Below are 15,036 nucleotides of genomic sequence, written 5' to 3' on the forward strand. Positions count from 1 at the left end.
ACACCCAAACCCGAGCCAAACTCAGCCCAGCTCAGCCCAAATCGCCGTGTTGGTCTCCTGCCACAGCGGCTTGGCCCAATCACCGAACTCGCGGTCCGTCAGCGCCACCATCGCGTGCTCGCCCGCCACCCACAGGTACGTGCCGCTCATGCCGAAGTGCCCGGCGGTCTCCGCCGGCATCCCGTCACCGGTCCAATGCGGGCTTTTCTCGCCCTTCAGCTCAAAGCCCAGGCCCCACGGGCACGGCTTCTGCATCCCGTAGCCCGGGACCACGCCGCGCAGGTCCCCGAACTGGTTCGTGCGCGCCTCGCGCAGCGTCTCCTCCGCCAGCAGTTTCGGCGACAGCAGCTCCCGCGCGAACTGCGCCAGATCGCTTATCGACGCCTCCGCCCCATGCCCCGCACTCCCCACCAACCGCGCAGTCTCCATCCCAAGCGGCTGGAACACGCCCTCGCGCAGGTACTCCGGGAACGCGATCCCCGTCGTCTCCTCCACAAAATCGGCCAGGATCTCGTACCCCGCGGACGAGTAGATCCGCCGCTCCCCCGCCGGTTTCTGCTGCTCACGGCTATCAAATCCCACGCCCGACGCATGCGCCAGGAGGTGTCGCACGGTGGACCCGGCCGGCCCGCAAGCGCTATCCAGCTCGAACGCCCCCTCCTCCACCGCCAGCAGCACGCCGTACGCACTGAGCAGCTTGGTCACGCTCGCCAGCGCAAACACGCGCTCCGCGTCCCCGTAGGCTTCTTCCCGCTTACCGACGATCACCGCCGCCACATTGTCCGCCGGCCAACCAGCAAGCTGCGTTTCCAGGATGTTCCCGCTCATGGGCCACGATCCTAGTCGCGCCCGCTAATTACTCAGCCGAACGCGCACCTCATACCCCTCCAGCGCCGTTCCCGCAGCCATCGCGCGCGCGTGCGCTTCCAGGAGCTCCCCCACGCGTGACGACGCCCGCTCGAGCAAACCCTGCTCCACCGCCTTATCCTCCGCAAGTTTTTCCTGCTCGGCGATGAACCGGGTCACGTCGTCCACCCGCACCTGGTTCAGCGGGTTCATCGACTGGTCGTGCACCACCACGCTCGAGGCATCGATGTTAGAGCTCAGCACCTCCACCGGTGGCACCTGAATCTCGATGGCCTTTGCCACGTCATCCACCGACACCCGGATCCCTTCCGCGTTGCGGATACCGGCGGTTACCTTGCCGTCATACGTCACCAGGAAGTTGCGCCCCGTGAACGGCACCTCAAACCCGCGGACCAAGAGCCCCTCTTTGTCGTACGAGCCCACGTTGGAGTACACGTACTCCTCCACGCTCAGCTCCGCGACCTCGTTGAATGACGCCCCGATCGACTCCGCCGTGATCCGCTCCTCCCCCATTCCGAACAGCGATGGCCGCAGGAACACCGCCGCAAGTAGGAGCCCAAGCGTGATTGCGATCGCCCCCAGACACCCCACAGCCCTCGAACCAGCGCGACGGACGGGGCGGGGCATCTTGGCAGCGGTGCTCATGAGGAAAAATCCTAGCGCGACTCCGGTTCTTGGCTCCGCCGCCAGCGCAGCCAACGGCGTACCAGGAGCACCTCGAGCGTGATCATCACAGCGGCGAACAGCGCCGGCCACACCGCTGGCTCCGGCCGGAAGACGTTCACCACCGCTTGGATCAGTGCGAGTGCCGTGAAGAATCCGACGAAGCCGACAATGCTCTGCCACACGAGGTCTTTGCGCAGGTCCACGCGCCGCAGTCTAGTCGGTCCTCCCGGTCTTGCCGGGCCCCTGCCCGGCCGGCCCTACCGGCGCGTGTTTTCCCCGATTACGCTGGGCAGCACCAGCGGAGCATCCCCCAGCAGCGCCTTTAGGTTGCCGTCGCGCTCCACCGCGCTGGTGACGGCCTTCACCTTGCTGGACTTCTTGCCCTGCTGGCCAGCCCCACCGGCGCCCGCGCCCGCGGCCATGGGCACCGCACCCGCCTGCGCCGCGTGCCTGCCACCCGCCTGCCCCGGAGAACCCGCCTGCCCGCTGGCACCCGCGCCGCTCACGCCGCCGCTAACACCACCCGCAGCCGACCCCAACGGCCCGCCGGCACCACCCGGCAGCGACCCCTGCGGCAACCCCGCACCGACGCCTCCAGCCGCACCCGCACCGCCAACGCCACCCACTGCACCCGCGCCGAAGCTGCCCGGGTTGAAGCCGCCAAACCCGCCGACACCCGCTGGAGACCCCGCGCCCAGGTTCAGACTGCCCACGTTGAAACCGCCCGCCGGCACGCTGCCCATGCCCGCGCCGCCAGCCTTTCCGCGAACACCGGCAGCACCCGGCGCGCCAATCCCGCCGAATCCGTCCATCCCGCCGAGAACGTTCGTGGCACCCTGCGGCAGCGTCATGCCGCCGAGCCCCGCCGGCGTTGTAGACCCCGGCAGCGCGTGCTTCCCGCCTGCTCCAAAGCTGCCAGGCCCTGCGCCCGAGCCCGCACCAGCGATACCACCGGCTCCAGTCCCGGCCCCGACACCCGGACGCGCCGTCCCGCCAATCACACCCGCATTCCCGCCGGGACCAGCACCCGCGCCACTGATGCCAGGGGTAACACCCGCACTAGCAAACCCGCGGCCGGTCCCGGCACCGGCACCCGGCCCCGCGAATCCAGCCGGCATGCCTCCGGCAGCTGCTGCGCCATCACGCGCCGCGTTCACCCCAGAAGCGCCAACCCCCTTCGCGCGGCCAACGCCACCAACACCGCTAGGACCAGCCGCCGACGCCGGCGACCACTTGGTGCTCCCCGATCCGCCCGCGCCACCCAGCGTGGGCAACGAGAACGGGGCCGCGCCCGCAGCAGCGCCAGCGCCACCGAGCAACGCACCCGCACCGAGACCGAGCCCCACGCTCGGCAGCACGGGCCGCGCACCCGCGCCAAGACCAACCCCGGAACCAACCGACGCACCAGCACCCGGCACCGACGCGTTCGGATCCGTCCATGTGATCTCCGGCAGCGGCTCCCTGTCCTCCAGTCGGTGCCGCCCGCCCTTCTCACCTCCCGGCACTACCGGCGGCACGCTCTCACCAATCCGCGGCACACCAGCCGACCTACCACCAGCGCCCCGACCGGCCACCGCGCCACCAATCCCGGACGCGATCTTCCCCAGCCCACTAAGCGGCGACGCACCCGGATCCCCCGGCGAACCTGCACCAGCACCAGCGCCGGAACCACCCCCCGACGCACCAGCACCACCCACCAACGCCCCCGGATTCAGCGACGGCGGCATGGACGGCGAAGCCACAGCTGCAGCCTGCGTGGCAGTCGCACCGGCCGAGATTGCCTCCAGCACGTCCCGGTTCGGCCTCCCGTACGCGCCCACCACCTCGGTCGGTGTGGTGGCACGCGCCAAGTCGCCATGCCCGCGCGCGGTCAACGCCTCCTGCAGCACTTGCGGCAGCGGGGACGCCTCAAACGAAGGTGCCGCCGGCTCCGCAATCTCCCCGATCCGGAACGGATCCCCCGTAATCACCGCCAGGTCCGGCAACAGTTGCGTGAACGCCGGCACCGTCGACATCAGCTGCGCGCTCATGCGCGGCCCGAACGATGCCAAGTAGCTTTGCTCAATCAACGGCTTCGCCGGCGGCGGCGCGGCAACATACGCGGCCATCACCGCAGAGGCGAACACCTGCTCCGATGCCGCCACGGTACCCAGCGCCTCCACATGCCCCGCCATCGCCCGAGACCGCGCGCCCAACGTCCCAGCCGCACGCTGAATTTGGTTGACGCGCTGCTGCGCCCGCTGCACCCACTGCGTCTCAGCCGACGATGCCAACGCGCTCTTTGTCCGAAACAGAGCCTCCGTCGCCCCGGCCGTCTGCATGGACACCTTGTGCCACGCCATCGCATCCGCACCCACAGCCGCCGTGTTGGTGCCAAGGAGCTTGTGGTGCAGCAGCATCAAGTTCGGCTCATACCCCGCCGCCGGCGTCGGCGGCGTAAACCGCGAAGCCCGCGGGTTCGCCGCGCCCACATTGGGCTTGAAGTCCCCCGGCACCGCCCGGTACGCCGCAGTCCCCGGCGCGTTCACCACATCGAGCGCCCGCGCCAAAGACCCGTCCGCTCGCACCGTGTTCTGCAGGTTCGTCTCCGCAACCTCAGCCGCATCCAGCATATGCCGCGCCAGCACACCCACCGCCTCAGGCGCGTAGAAGCCGGAGACGTGCCCCAGCCGCTGCCCCACCTCCCGCAGGCCGGAAACCAGCGAGAACGCCCCCAGCGCCGACGTCCCGCGGCAGCCTGACGCAGCGTTCAGCCTCCCCGCCTCCGCGCGCAGCGAGGCAATCGCTTGCTCCACCGACGTTTGATCCACCAGCATCCGAACACCCATAGATGTCTCCCCCAGAAAAGTTGCGTGCGAGTTCGCCCCCAACCTTCACAGACTCCCCCGCCCCACGGCTAGAGCCTGCGCGTCCACTTCAGTGGACAATGGGACTATGCAACGCATCGAGATTTCCACCGCAGCTCAACACCTCGACCAGATCCTCGCGGACGCGATGATGCTCGTGGAGCACGAATCCCCCTCCACCAGCAAACCCCACCTCAACACCACCCTCGACGCGCTTATCCAACTCACCACAGACCGCCTCGGCGAGCCCGGCGAGTTCCAGCGCATCGAGACCGACAGCACCCACGGGGACATCGCCGTCTTCACCTACCCCGGCACCCTGAACAAGCACGTCCTCATCGCCGGGCACTACGACACGGTCTGGCCCGTCGGCACCCTCGCCGGATGGAACCCGCCCGCCAACGAGGACCCGCGCGAGCGCCTTTCCGGCCCCGGCCTTTTCGACATGAAGGCCGGGCTCGCCCAGGCCATCTGGGCACTCAAGCTTCTCGACGATCACAGCATCCCCCGGCCCCACGTCACCCTCATCTTCAACGGGGACGAAGAAATCGGCTCCCCCACCTCCAGCCCCACCATCCGCGAACTCGCCCGCACTGCCGACGCCGGCTTCGTCCTCGAAGCTCCCCTGAACGGCGCCGTGAAGATCGGCCGCAAGGGCATCGGCAACGTCGTCGTCACCGCGGAAGGCATCGAGGCCCACGCGGGCGTGGAGCCCGAGAAGGGCGCCTCCGCCATCATCGCCCTCGCGGAGTGGTGTCTCGCCGCCGCCCAGTGCGCCGACCCGGAGCGCGGCACCACCATCAACGTCGGCCTCATCGAGGGCGGCACCGGCGCCAACGTCATCCCCGGCCGCGCCCAGGCGGTGCTGGACATCCGCCACTGGGATCCGCAGGAGCCTTCGCTTATTAGCGCCTCCTTTGACGCCATCCAAGTTTCCGACCCACGCGTCCGCATCACCCAAGACCGCACCTGGAACCGCCCGCCAATGCCCACCACCGACGGCATCGAGCGCCTCTACGCCCTCCTCAAACAGGAGGCAGAGGCCATGGGCAAAGACCTCGAAGGCGTTGCCGTAGGCGGCGGCTCCGACGCGAACTTCATCGCCGCCGAGGGCACGCCCGTCATCTGCGGCCTGGGTGCGGATGGCGGCGGGGCCCACGCCCGCCACGAGTTCATCTACCCGGACTCCGTGCCCTTCTTCATGGCCCTCCTCGCCAACGGCATCGCCGCCGTCGGCCGCGACTGGGAGAAGTAGTCAGCGCCCGCTATCAACTAGCGCCCGATTTCCTCCGGCGTGCAGATGGTTGCCACCCGGATGAACTCCTCCGGCGCCCCCATGTCCCGCAGCTTGTAGCTGTTGAAGCACACATAATCCGCCGGCTGCTTCTTCCCGTCCGGCTGAATGCGGGACCACGCCCCGTTCACAAAGCGGAAGTGCTCAACCCAGTCGGACTGCGCGGCACCCACCTTCGCAAACTGCCCGTCGCAGTACATCACCGTGGTGCCCAGCGGCCCCGGCCAGCCCGGCACCGCGCTGTCAAACTCCTGGGCCTCGCACGACCCGCGCTGCGCCTTCGCCCCGGGCAAACCGAATTGCTTGGCGATCCCCTGCGGCAACTGCACAATCCCCTGCTGAACCGCCCAGAACGATCCACCCGCCACGAGCGCGAGCACGCCGAGCGTAATCCCGACGATCGCACCCGCGCTCAACTCGGTTTCACTCGACGAGAACTCCGAGGACGCAGCTTCGCCCGCTGCAGGGTCCTGCTCCGCAAGAGCAGGCGTTGCGACGACAACAGAAAGAGTCAGCGCGGCAGCGGCGCTGAGTGCAAGCGCTGGTTTCTTCATACCCCCAACCATAGACCGGATCGCATTATCCCCACCTGCGGTCTATGAATGCGGGCCGCGTCCCCTCCGGCACAAGCATCGTCCCCCACAACCCGACAATGATTGCAGCGCCGACGATGACCCACCACCACGCCCCCGACGGCTTGCCGAAGAGCTTCGAGCTCACGAGCCAAACGACGGACGGAATAATCAGCGCCACACCGAGGAGCACGAGAGACCTCCAATCCCCCTCTCTGGTCGATGTCACGAGCAACACCAACCCGAACGCCAGTAGTGCCCACGCGCGCTCATTCTGGCGTTTGTTAAAGTCAAAAATTCGAAAGAATCTCATGCCCTACCTGCCGATTTTGGTTTTTCTCACCATCGCACTACTGTTACAACACGTTGCAGGGAGCAATCAAGCGACAACGCAACAAACTACATATTCCTCCATAGCTCAGTTGGCAGAGCATTCGACTGTTAATCGAAGGGTCACTGGTTCGAGCCCAGTTGGAGGAGCAATTAAAACCCCGACGGCCACAAGCTTGCTGGCTGTTGGGGTTTTCGCGTTTCTGGCTACCCACCGCCGTTGCAAAAGTTCCAGACCGTTTTGTCGTGGGATTGTCGTCGTGCCCCAAACAGACGCCCAGAGCGGGATAAGTAGCAATGTGTGTTCCTTTGGCGTGTCGTCGGCGAGGATCCGGCCGAAGATGTTTAGACCACGTGTTTAGTAACGGTGTGGTGGGTTTCGGGTAACACCCGGGTGGGTTTCGGGTAACACCCGGGTGCTGTGGGGGTTGGGGGTTAGGTTGTCAGTCGCATGTTGTCTCCTTCGAGTGGGATGATTTCGGCGCCGGCGACGAGGCGGTTGAGGATGGATTCGGCGATGACGGCGTCGGGGATGGATTTGTACCACTCATCTGGTGTGAACTGGGATGTCACGATTGTGGATCCTCGGTGCTCTCGCTCGGCAAGGATGGTCAGCAGTTGGTGGGCGGTTGCGGCATCGATTGGGGTGGTGAGGAAATCATCAAGCACGAGCACATCCGCGGTGTGGAGTTCCTCGAGGAACTTCATCCGCTCTAGGTCACCGTGTTTGAGCACTGCTAGGTGGTTGGCCAGGGTGTCGGTGCGGAAGAACTTGGCTGTGTAGTCCTTTCGGCAGGCGGCGTTGAGCAGTGCGAGTGCGAGGTAGGTTTTGCCGACGGAGGATTTGGCCTTAGATGACAATGTTTTGCGCGCTTTGGCACCATTGGCAGTGAGCGAGTCGGGTGATTTGCTCTTTGTTGATGGTGCGGCTGGGCGCGTAGGTGATTTCTTCAATACAAGCATCGGGATTTGGCGATCGGGATGCTTTGAGCAGTTTGTTGACTCGCCGTTCGCGCTTGGCCGCGACCTCTTTATCGAGTGCGTAGAGCACTTTGTCGGAAAATGACCAGTCGTCGAATTCGGGGTCGGCGGCGATGTCGATGACGCTTTGGCCGAATGCGGTCATGCGCAGGCTGGTGAAGACCGGCAGGACGGATTCATCCAGGAAGCGTGCGTTGGCTGATGCTGGTTGTGGCGGGATCATTGGGTGGGGCCTTTCTTCGTGAGGTTTTCCAAGCTGAACTGGGCGGCACCGCCGAGGTAGGCGCCGCGCGTGTCACGAGCCGGCGCCGGAGTAGTGCTTTGTACTGGTGTGGTGTCCCTGGCGGGGGGTGTCGTGCCGGTGGGGCGGGTGGTGTGGTCTTTGCGGACCGCGGCCATCATGTTCTTCACCGCGGTGTAGCTCACTGCCCGGCGAGCACCGCCCGCATCTATGAGGCGACGACAGGCTTCTTCCAGGACGAGCTTGTCGCGCTTGCCCATGGTCAGCACGTTGCGGCACGACTGGTGCGCCTGGGCCGGTATCGCTTTCTGGGCGATCATCTCCGCGATGACTTCTTTGGTGGCAGGGCCTATGCGTGAGGCTTCGCGTAGGAAGTACTCACTCGTCCACAACCCCCGGGTGTCAGCCATGTTCGCGGGCACGTGGTCGGTGTCGGTGACATACACTGCGCGTTGACGCGCGACCTGGTGGGTTGCGACATGCTCGCCGGCGTCGAAGATGGTGAGGACGTCACCGGTGATGCGCACATCCACAGTGCGACCTACCAGCTGGTACGGAACCGAATACCGGGCGGTGTTGACGGTGATGTGGAAGTTCGGTGCGACTTTGGCCCGTTTCCACACGGTGCGCTGCCACGTGGTGGCGGGTAGTGCGGCGAGTTGGTCGCGTTCGTACTCGTTGAACACCTCACGGCGACTTGTGTCCTGGTTGCGAAACGGAGTGGCGGTGTTGATCGCATCGACCAGTGCACGGATTCTGGTGTTGAGCTCATCGATGTCAACGCACTGGTGACCATCGAGTGCGTGAATGACCTTCTGGGTGACGATCTTCACCGCGGCTTCCACACTGGCTTTGTCTTTGGGTCTTTTCGCCCGCGCCGGCAAAGCGGCGGTGTTGTAGTGCTCCAGAAACTCCTCATAGGTGGAATTGACCCGCCGGTTGCGATCAGCAGCACTGATCGAATTCGACGCCGTCGACGCATTATCCGGCACGATAACCTCTGCCACCCCGCCGAAGTAGGAAAACGCCTGCACATGAGCTGAAAGCCAGGACTGTTGGCGCTCATCGGGGCAGGCGCAGGCGAAGATCATCCCCGAATACGGCAGCGAGGCGACGAACACGCTGACTTTCGGGCCCTGACCTGCGGTGGGGTCGAACAGGCGCATCTTAGTGCCCGCCCAATCGACCTGCATCGTGTGTCCCGGGGCGTGCGTGATCCTGGCTGTCAGCCCCGTAGCATCAACGTGCTGCGCCACGAGCTGGCGGAAACGCTCGTAACTGTAATAACGCTGCCCATCAGCAGCCGGGGTGGCAGTGTAGCGGCCCCACAAAACCTGCAGCGTTACTTTGTGCCTGCCGGTCCTGGCCTTGGCCACGGCATCGTAATCGATCGGGACGAAATCGCCCTGGCCGGTGCTGCGCCCATCATGAAACAGCCCGGCTAATGATTCACTGCTCAATCCCGCGAGTTGGGCTTCGGTAGTGATCCCTGAAGCTTCGAGCGCCTCGCGGGCTTTTTGAACTGTGGTGTGCGAACACCCCACGGTGGTACGGATTTGGCGGACGGACCAACCTTTGAGCACAAGGTCCATCACCGCCCGGTAATCAGTCACAACTGGACTCCTCTGGCAATGCCGCGCGCCCTGTAGTCGCGCGGTCACCAGCATCGTCCCCCAAGGCGTTACTGGATACTCACCATCGCGTTACTCGAAACCCACCACGGTGTTACTAGATAAACCCGCGCAACACGAAGATTCGTTACCTATCGCGCGATCAACCTCGGGTGAACAACTCTTACGAGACCCAAGCAGAAGCGAACCAAACAATGTCGGACCGAGTCGGCGGCTTGGCGGTCCTCTATGCCGGAATATTAGAATGAAAATATGACTTATTCGACATACGCAGATTTCATTCGAACTATTTTCAATGAAGTCAGAGGGACCCTAGCCGAGGACATTGGCGCACAGATTGTGGCGATAACGGCCACCTTCATTTTTCTCACTCCAAAGGTCTTAAAGGCCTTGGATGCTGGAGAGAAGCGCTTCGGAGCTAATGCCTATTTCGACAAAGCCGACTGGTTTAGAGAACGGGCCAGCAGGGAAACCGACCCCCTAAAAATAGCCATTCTTTACCGCAAATATACCGAGAACATGTCGCTCGGTAACTGGGCCTTGATGGCGGGTTGGTACGTGTACCCCTTAGCCGCCGGGATTACAATCACGACAACGATATTCATTTCTACCCTGGCGGCAAACTGGTACCTTTCCTGCGGTTGGGCATGGCCATTCAAATTCGCAACTGTTGCATTGGCTTTGGCGGCTGGGGTTGCAACCTCGCTAGTGGTGGCCAAAATTTGGGTAGATTGGAATCGGACGAAGGCTCGCATCCCCTCCCTCACCACTGTTGGAAAGCAGCAGTTTTTGGGGCCTCACAAATGATCTACACAACTAACGGCCGCGATCGAGCCGAGCGGAGGTTTTGTTGTGAACTGGGTCGATTCGGCTCTCTCGAGGTGCCGGACAATGCCAAGGTTGTTGTCTAGCACGCTGAATGGATGCGCACTGCCGAACTTGCCTGATCACTAAACTGGGGCGGTTCGATCTACCTCACACTTTTGACCACCATCGCCCTGCGTCCTATCTACTTGTGTGCATAATCGACTGCATGCGTATGACGGTGATTGGTACGGGCTACTTGGGTGCGACCCACGCGGCCTGCATGGCGGAGCTGGGCCACGAAGTCCTTGGTGTGGACGTGGACCAGGCGAAGATTGACTCCCTGCAAAACGGTGAGGTGCCGTTCTTTGAGCCGGGTCTTCCCGAGGTGCTGGAGCGCAACCTCGAGGCCGGCCGCCTGGCGTTTACCACTGACTATGACAAGGCAGCAGAGTTCGCCAACGTCCACTTCATCGGTGTGGGCACCCCGCAGCAGCGCGGCTCGTATGCGGCGGACACCCGCTACGTCGAAGCGGTGATCGAGGACCTGGTGCCCAAGCTTAAGGGTGATCACCTGATCTTCGGCAAGTCCACCGTGCCGGTCGGCACCGCGGCAGCGTTGCAGGTCCGCGCGGATGCGTTGGCCCCGGAAGGCACCCACGTGGAGATCGCGTGGAACCCGGAGTTTTTGCGTGAAGGCTACGCGGTGCAAGACACGATCACCCCGGACCGCATCGTGCTCGGTGTGCGCGGCACCCACACGGGTGAAACCACCCGGGCGGAGGAGGTTGCCCGCGAGGTGTACGCCACCCCGCTTGCGAACAACACCCCGTTCATCGTCACCGACCTGCAAACCGCGGAACTTGTGAAGGTGTCCGCGAACGCGTTTTTGGCCACCAAGATCTCGTTTATCAACGCCGTGAGCGAGGTGTGCGAGATTGTGGGTGCGGATGTGACCCAGCTTGCGGATGCGATTGGCCACGACGACCGCATTGGGCGGAAGTTCCTCGGTGCTGGTCTGGGTTTCGGTGGTGGGTGTTTGCCGAAGGATATTCGTGCGTTCATGGCCCGCGCCGGCGAGGTCGGTGCGGACCAGGCGCTCACCTTCCTTCGTGAGGTGGATGCGATCAACATGCGCCGCCGCCAGCGCGTGGTGGACCTCTCGCGTGAGGTGTTGGGCAGCTTGATCGGTAAGCGTGTCACGGTGCTTGGTGCGGCGTTCAAGCCGAACTCTGACGATGTGCGCGATTCGCCCGCCCTGGCTGTCGCCGGTCAGCTGTCTTTGGCGGGTGCGAGTGTGCGTGTGTATGACCCGCAGGGCATGGACAACGCGCGCCGCGTGTTCCCCACCCTGGACTACGCCTCCTCCTTGGAGGACGCGCTGCGTGGTGCGGAGCTGGTGATCCTTGCTACCGAGTGGGACGAGTTCAAGCAGATGGATCCTACCTGGGCCGCAAACCTCGTCGAGAAGCAACTCATCATCGACGGCCGCAACGTCCTGCCCGTCACCCAATGGCAACACGCCGGCTGGAACATCCACGCGCTCGGCCGCAGCCTGTAACTGACTCTCCAGCCCGGTGCTAATTATCCGGGTAAGGTTGCTTCTTATGCAGAAGTCTATCGGTCAGTTTCGGGTTCCTTCTGGTGCGGCGGTGCGCACGGTGGTTGTGCCGGCGGCGGGGATGGGCACGAGGTTCCTCCCGGCCACCAAGACGGTGCCGAAGGAACTCCTGCCGGTAGTAGACACCCCAGGCATCGAACTCATCGCCGAAGAAGCCGCAGCACTCGGTGCCGAACGCCTAGCGATCGTGGTCGCCCCCGACAAGCAAGAAATCATGCGCCACTTCGGGGAATTCGCCACCTTGCGCAACCGCCTCCTGGAGCGCGGCAAAGACGAGCAGGCCGAAAAAGTCTCCCGCGCCAACGGGCTGATCCACGCAGTAGCAGTCACCCAGGATGAGCCTTTGGGGTTGGGCCATGCGGTGGGGTGCGCGGAGGCCGCCCTGGATGCGGAAGAAGATGTGGTGGCTGTGATGCTGCCGGATGACCTGGTGCTGCCGACTGGTGTGATGGCGAAGATGGCTGCCGCCCGCGAGGCGTTCGGGGGTTCGGTGTTGTGCGCGTTCAATGTGACACCCGATGAGGTGTTCAACTACGGCGTGTTCGACGTCGAACCCGCCGACGGCACCGTCGATGGCGTCGAGGAGTTGAAGGTACGCGGCATGGTAGAAAAGCCCGCGAAGGAGGAAGCCCCCTCGACGCTGGTGGCTACTGGGCGCTACTTGCTGGACCGTGCGGTGTTTGATGCGCTGCGTCGTATCACTCCGGGTAAGGGTGGGGAGTTGCAGCTCACGGACGCGATTGAGTTGATGATCCAGGAAGGCCACCCTGTGCATGTGGTGGTGCATGACGGCAAGCGCCACGATTTGGGTAACCCGGGTGGGTATATCCCGGCGAATGTGGATTTCGGTTTGCGTGACCCGAAATACGGGCCCGCCCTGTACACCGCGATCACTCAGATCATCGCCGACTTTGAGGCCGAACACCCAGAGGTCATACAAGCATAACCACAAAATATGCCAGCCGGAATGACGCTCGGGTGTAGTTCTTCGAAATTAGGAAACAGTCACCTACAGAAGTCTATCGCTCCATCTCTGTCCTAGACCTGCACGGATGAGTGGCCGATATATTAATGCAGGCAGTTTTTGCAGAACAATCAGCCCAAGGGACTCTGGATTCTACTCTTCACTAGAGGTGTAAAGCGCTCTGAATAGATCGAACCCGTTCAGGTTTCCCGGCGGGCACAAGCCAATTCCGCGACATGCCGCCGATATAACCGGCAGTGGAGGCGGCGCATGACCATCGGACCACTCCCCCAGAACCATCGATAGTTTGTCATGCTTTAAATAGGTGGGGGGCGCGGAGAATATACACCCCAGATTTTCCAGTAAAGGCTTTGTCTGTGAGCTCCAAAACCGGTTATCTTTTCGAGACTGTAAAACATTCACAGGGTTCACAAGTCCCCCTTTGTCCAGAATCAACTCACGCAAGTCGAACACTACGTCAGGATGCTTTGAAATAGCCTCTTCAAATGTTTCTGCATCATTCAATTCCGACGCAAATAGCTTCCTCGGCACATCTTGGACGGATTCTTTCACGTTGAAAACGGGCGCGAGCAGCAGCGCAGTAGAGTTTTCAAAGACCTGAGAATAATAGACTGCTGGAAAGCCACCTCCGCTAGATCCAAGGAATACCAGTTCTGTGATTTCAAGGTAGTCCCTAAAGAAGCTGATTAGCTTTGCGATCTCATTCTGGAAATTGCCCTTTTTGTTTGCCGTATACCAGCCAAGAGTCGCATTCTCTGAAACATTCAATGTCGGGTCAGCTATATGCAAGCGCGAGCAGTCTAAGAGTTTACCCACGTTTGCCCAAGTAAATAACTTTAAGTCACCCCCCGGCTTCTGTTGTGAGTTAAAAATGACGGCGAGGCGACGAGACCCCTTACGCACCTTAATTGAAAAATCCAAATGATCGCCGAGGCTCTTTACGCTGCCAGTCACCCAGCTTCCGTCGTACTTGTCCGAAAGATCTTCAAGATCTGCAAACTCGAACCAAGCGCCTTTCGCTAGGTAAGGTTCAACTGCCTTATCGCGCCGTTTTGACATTCGTTCCTTTACTCATGGCATAGGTTCGCGAACCTAGCGACCTTACGGGAGATGCACTCAGATGGTATCAAAGCCATCCCACCAACTTGATATGTCATAACCCTTCGGCGCCCATAAACCATTCCGCCGATTCCCACGGCCTGAGGAGGTGACGGCTCCAAAGATCTTTAATCAACTCAATTTGATCTGGTAGCAGATTCGGTACGCGGTTGCGGTGGAGTCCGAACATTGCGACTTCGTCCTCCCGGACCTTGTTGATCAGTTCTACTACTTTCTCAGGTTCGCGAGGTCCCACTGTAAACAAAGTGCGATTTGGCTGAACGGCGTTGTAGTAGTTCTCCACTCCATGGCGTCCAGCTACATGAGCGTAATACATCAAGAACTCGGTCGCGTCGCCAGTTTCTTCAAAAACCTCAGGTAGTGGAAGGCTGTACTTGTTCTCGAGGAACTGGCAAACCTCTTGGGCGTATTCTGTGTACATAATATACGGAGTCACCGACGGCCACATAGTCGTTTTGAACTTGTCATCTACTTCCATCACTTCGACAGATGGGATCAAACAACGCTCCCAAAAACCAGCAACCGTGCCCCACAAAGGCAATTTCGGCTTCCCTTCCTGGAAGAAATCGAAAACGCTACTCGGTCTAACGAAGTGGTTCTTACCGTCAAGAATGAGATAAAATTCGTCGTCGATGATCCGGGACGCGCCGAGCTTAATCGCCTGCTGATCCCTTTTCCCAACTTTCCCTACGCTGGGAAAAATGTCCGACCACCCAATAATGGAGACCTTGTCGCGCATGGACTCCGACAGGACGTTGGGGAGAGAGATCCATTCGTTCAGAGTATCTTTCGTCTCCTGAGCCTGCTCTGGTGTCCTGTCATTCACCACCACTCGGAAAGCCCCAAGACGATCGCATTCAAACAGTCGATCGAAGCTCAGAATCTGAAGGAACGTTAGGCGGATGTCGTCGGCAAATGTAATGGAAACTACAGGGAGCTTATCGGGGAGCATGATTCTCCAAAGTTGATTCAAAGTCGGGTTTGCTGGCGAAGCGCGCATGTGTATTCTAGCGCATCTGGGTTTCCATGATCGCGCTTTCCAGACCTAATACTTTCCCCTTACTGGGCCACCTATTTGG

At 61.9% G+C, this 15,036-nt stretch carries 15 protein-coding genes and 1 tRNA gene; 5 read left to right on the forward strand and 11 right to left on the reverse strand.

All coding sequences use genetic code 11. The features are described 5' to 3' along the window. Positions 1-21 precede the first annotated feature (21 nt). From JZY91_RS07880 to JZY91_RS07895, 4 genes are read right to left on the reverse strand one after another with little or no spacing between them, the layout of a single operon-like run. Positions 22-828, reverse strand: a complete 807-nt coding sequence (locus tag JZY91_RS07880) for a serine hydrolase (protein WP_234947355.1) — start codon at positions 826-828, stop codon at positions 22-24. 24 nt (positions 829-852) lie between these two features. Further along, the gene (locus JZY91_RS07885) at positions 853-1,512 is read right to left on the reverse strand and encodes a DUF4230 domain-containing protein (RefSeq protein WP_234947357.1); all 660 of its coding nucleotides are present in this window, start codon (positions 1,510-1,512) and stop codon (positions 853-855) included. Between the two features lie 11 nt (positions 1,513-1,523). Beyond that, positions 1,524-1,736: a hypothetical protein gene (locus JZY91_RS07890; RefSeq protein ID WP_370639207.1), complete on the reverse strand. Its 213-nt coding sequence runs from the start codon at positions 1,734-1,736 to the stop codon at positions 1,524-1,526. A gap of 54 nt (positions 1,737-1,790) precedes the next feature. After that, positions 1,791-4,349: a hypothetical protein gene (locus JZY91_RS07895; protein WP_234949150.1), complete on the reverse strand. Its 2,559-nt coding sequence runs from the start codon at positions 4,347-4,349 to the stop codon at positions 1,791-1,793. Positions 4,350-4,467: 118 nt separating this feature from the next. Between JZY91_RS07895 and JZY91_RS07900 the strand changes: the two genes are divergently transcribed. Further along, positions 4,468-5,634 (forward strand): M20 family metallopeptidase, encoded by a 1,167-nt coding sequence (locus tag JZY91_RS07900; protein WP_234947359.1) that lies wholly within the window; start codon positions 4,468-4,470, stop codon positions 5,632-5,634. A 17-nt stretch (positions 5,635-5,651) separates the two neighbouring features. Here the strand turns inward: JZY91_RS07900 and JZY91_RS07905 are convergent, their stop codons facing one another. After that, complete coding sequence (locus tag JZY91_RS07905) at positions 5,652-6,227, reverse strand: hypothetical protein (protein ID WP_234947360.1); 576 nt, start codon at positions 6,225-6,227, stop codon at positions 5,652-5,654. 25 nt (positions 6,228-6,252) lie between these two features. After that, on the reverse strand, positions 6,253-6,474 hold the full coding sequence (locus JZY91_RS07910) for a hypothetical protein (protein ID WP_234947361.1): 222 nt from the start codon (positions 6,472-6,474) through the stop codon (positions 6,253-6,255). Between the two features lie 178 nt (positions 6,475-6,652). Between JZY91_RS07910 and JZY91_RS07915 the strand changes: the two genes are divergently transcribed. Beyond that, positions 6,653-6,725: transfer RNA gene (locus JZY91_RS07915), tRNA-Asn, on the forward strand. Between the two features lie 285 nt (positions 6,726-7,010). Here JZY91_RS07915 and JZY91_RS11710 read toward each other — a convergent pair. From JZY91_RS11710 to istA, 3 genes are read right to left on the reverse strand one after another with little or no spacing between them, the layout of a single operon-like run. Then, positions 7,011-7,436 (reverse strand): ATP-binding protein, encoded by a 426-nt coding sequence (locus JZY91_RS11710; RefSeq protein ID WP_255695739.1) that lies wholly within the window; start codon positions 7,434-7,436, stop codon positions 7,011-7,013. Continuing rightward, entirely contained in the window at positions 7,426-7,779 is a 354-nt protein-coding gene (locus JZY91_RS11715) for an ATP-binding protein (RefSeq protein WP_255695740.1), read from the reverse strand. The genes JZY91_RS11710 and JZY91_RS11715 overlap by 11 nt, the downstream gene beginning before the upstream one ends. Beyond that, complete coding sequence (gene istA, locus JZY91_RS07925) at positions 7,776-9,410, reverse strand: IS21 family transposase (RefSeq protein WP_234947362.1); 1,635 nt, start codon at positions 9,408-9,410, stop codon at positions 7,776-7,778. Before istA ends, JZY91_RS11715 begins: the two co-directional genes overlap by 4 nt. A 270-nt stretch (positions 9,411-9,680) precedes the next feature. Here istA and JZY91_RS07930 point away from each other — a divergent pair, with 270 nt between their 5' ends. From JZY91_RS07930 to JZY91_RS07940, 3 genes are all read left to right on the forward strand, one after another. Next, a complete protein-coding gene (locus JZY91_RS07930; RefSeq protein WP_234947363.1) occupies positions 9,681-10,235 on the forward strand; it encodes a hypothetical protein in 555 nt (184 codons plus the stop codon). A gap of 226 nt (positions 10,236-10,461) precedes the next feature. Then, complete coding sequence (locus tag JZY91_RS07935; RefSeq protein WP_234947364.1) at positions 10,462-11,793, forward strand: UDP-glucose/GDP-mannose dehydrogenase family protein; 1,332 nt, start codon at positions 10,462-10,464, stop codon at positions 11,791-11,793. Between the two features lie 46 nt (positions 11,794-11,839). Continuing rightward, positions 11,840-12,799: a UTP--glucose-1-phosphate uridylyltransferase gene (locus JZY91_RS07940; RefSeq protein ID WP_234947365.1), complete on the forward strand. Its 960-nt coding sequence runs from the start codon at positions 11,840-11,842 to the stop codon at positions 12,797-12,799. A 171-nt stretch (positions 12,800-12,970) separates the two neighbouring features. On the opposite strand, the gene JZY91_RS07945 is transcribed toward JZY91_RS07940, so the two are convergent. Beyond that, positions 12,971-13,897 (reverse strand): hypothetical protein, encoded by a 927-nt coding sequence (locus tag JZY91_RS07945; RefSeq protein WP_234947366.1) that lies wholly within the window; start codon positions 13,895-13,897, stop codon positions 12,971-12,973. A 94-nt stretch (positions 13,898-13,991) separates the two neighbouring features. Then, on the reverse strand, positions 13,992-14,957 hold the full coding sequence (locus JZY91_RS07950; protein ID WP_234947367.1) for a DUF6492 family protein: 966 nt from the start codon (positions 14,955-14,957) through the stop codon (positions 13,992-13,994). Positions 14,958-15,036: the final 79 nt, after the last annotated feature.

Source organism: Corynebacterium sp. CNCTC7651 (assembly GCF_021496665.1).
Classification (GTDB): Bacteria; Actinomycetota; Actinomycetes; order Mycobacteriales; family Mycobacteriaceae; genus Corynebacterium.

Excerpts from the sequence above, each read along its gene's own strand:
- JZY91_RS07880 (WP_234947355.1), bottom strand. The coding sequence starts at position 828 with ATGAGCGGGAACATCCTGGAAACGCAGCTTGCTGGTTGGCCGGCGGAC.
- JZY91_RS07885 (WP_234947357.1), bottom strand. The coding sequence starts at position 1,512 with ATGAGCACCGCTGCCAAGATGCCCCGCCCCGTCCGTCGCGCTGGTTCG.
- JZY91_RS07895 (WP_234949150.1), bottom strand. The coding sequence starts at position 4,349 with ATGCTGGTGGATCAAACGTCGGTGGAGCAAGCGATTGCCTCGCTGCGC.
- JZY91_RS07900 (WP_234947359.1), top strand. The coding sequence starts at position 4,468 with ATGCAACGCATCGAGATTTCCACCGCAGCTCAACACCTCGACCAGATC.
- JZY91_RS07905 (WP_234947360.1), bottom strand. The coding sequence starts at position 6,227 with ATGAAGAAACCAGCGCTTGCACTCAGCGCCGCTGCCGCGCTGACTCTT.
- JZY91_RS11715 (WP_255695740.1), bottom strand. The coding sequence starts at position 7,779 with ATGATCCCGCCACAACCAGCATCAGCCAACGCACGCTTCCTGGATGAA.
- JZY91_RS07930 (WP_234947363.1), top strand. The coding sequence starts at position 9,681 with ATGACTTATTCGACATACGCAGATTTCATTCGAACTATTTTCAATGAA.
- JZY91_RS07935 (WP_234947364.1), top strand. The coding sequence starts at position 10,462 with ATGCGTATGACGGTGATTGGTACGGGCTACTTGGGTGCGACCCACGCG.
- JZY91_RS07940 (WP_234947365.1), top strand. The coding sequence starts at position 11,840 with ATGCAGAAGTCTATCGGTCAGTTTCGGGTTCCTTCTGGTGCGGCGGTG.
- JZY91_RS07945 (WP_234947366.1), bottom strand. The coding sequence starts at position 13,897 with ATGTCAAAACGGCGCGATAAGGCAGTTGAACCTTACCTAGCGAAAGGC.
- JZY91_RS07950 (WP_234947367.1), bottom strand. The coding sequence starts at position 14,957 with ATGCGCGCTTCGCCAGCAAACCCGACTTTGAATCAACTTTGGAGAATC.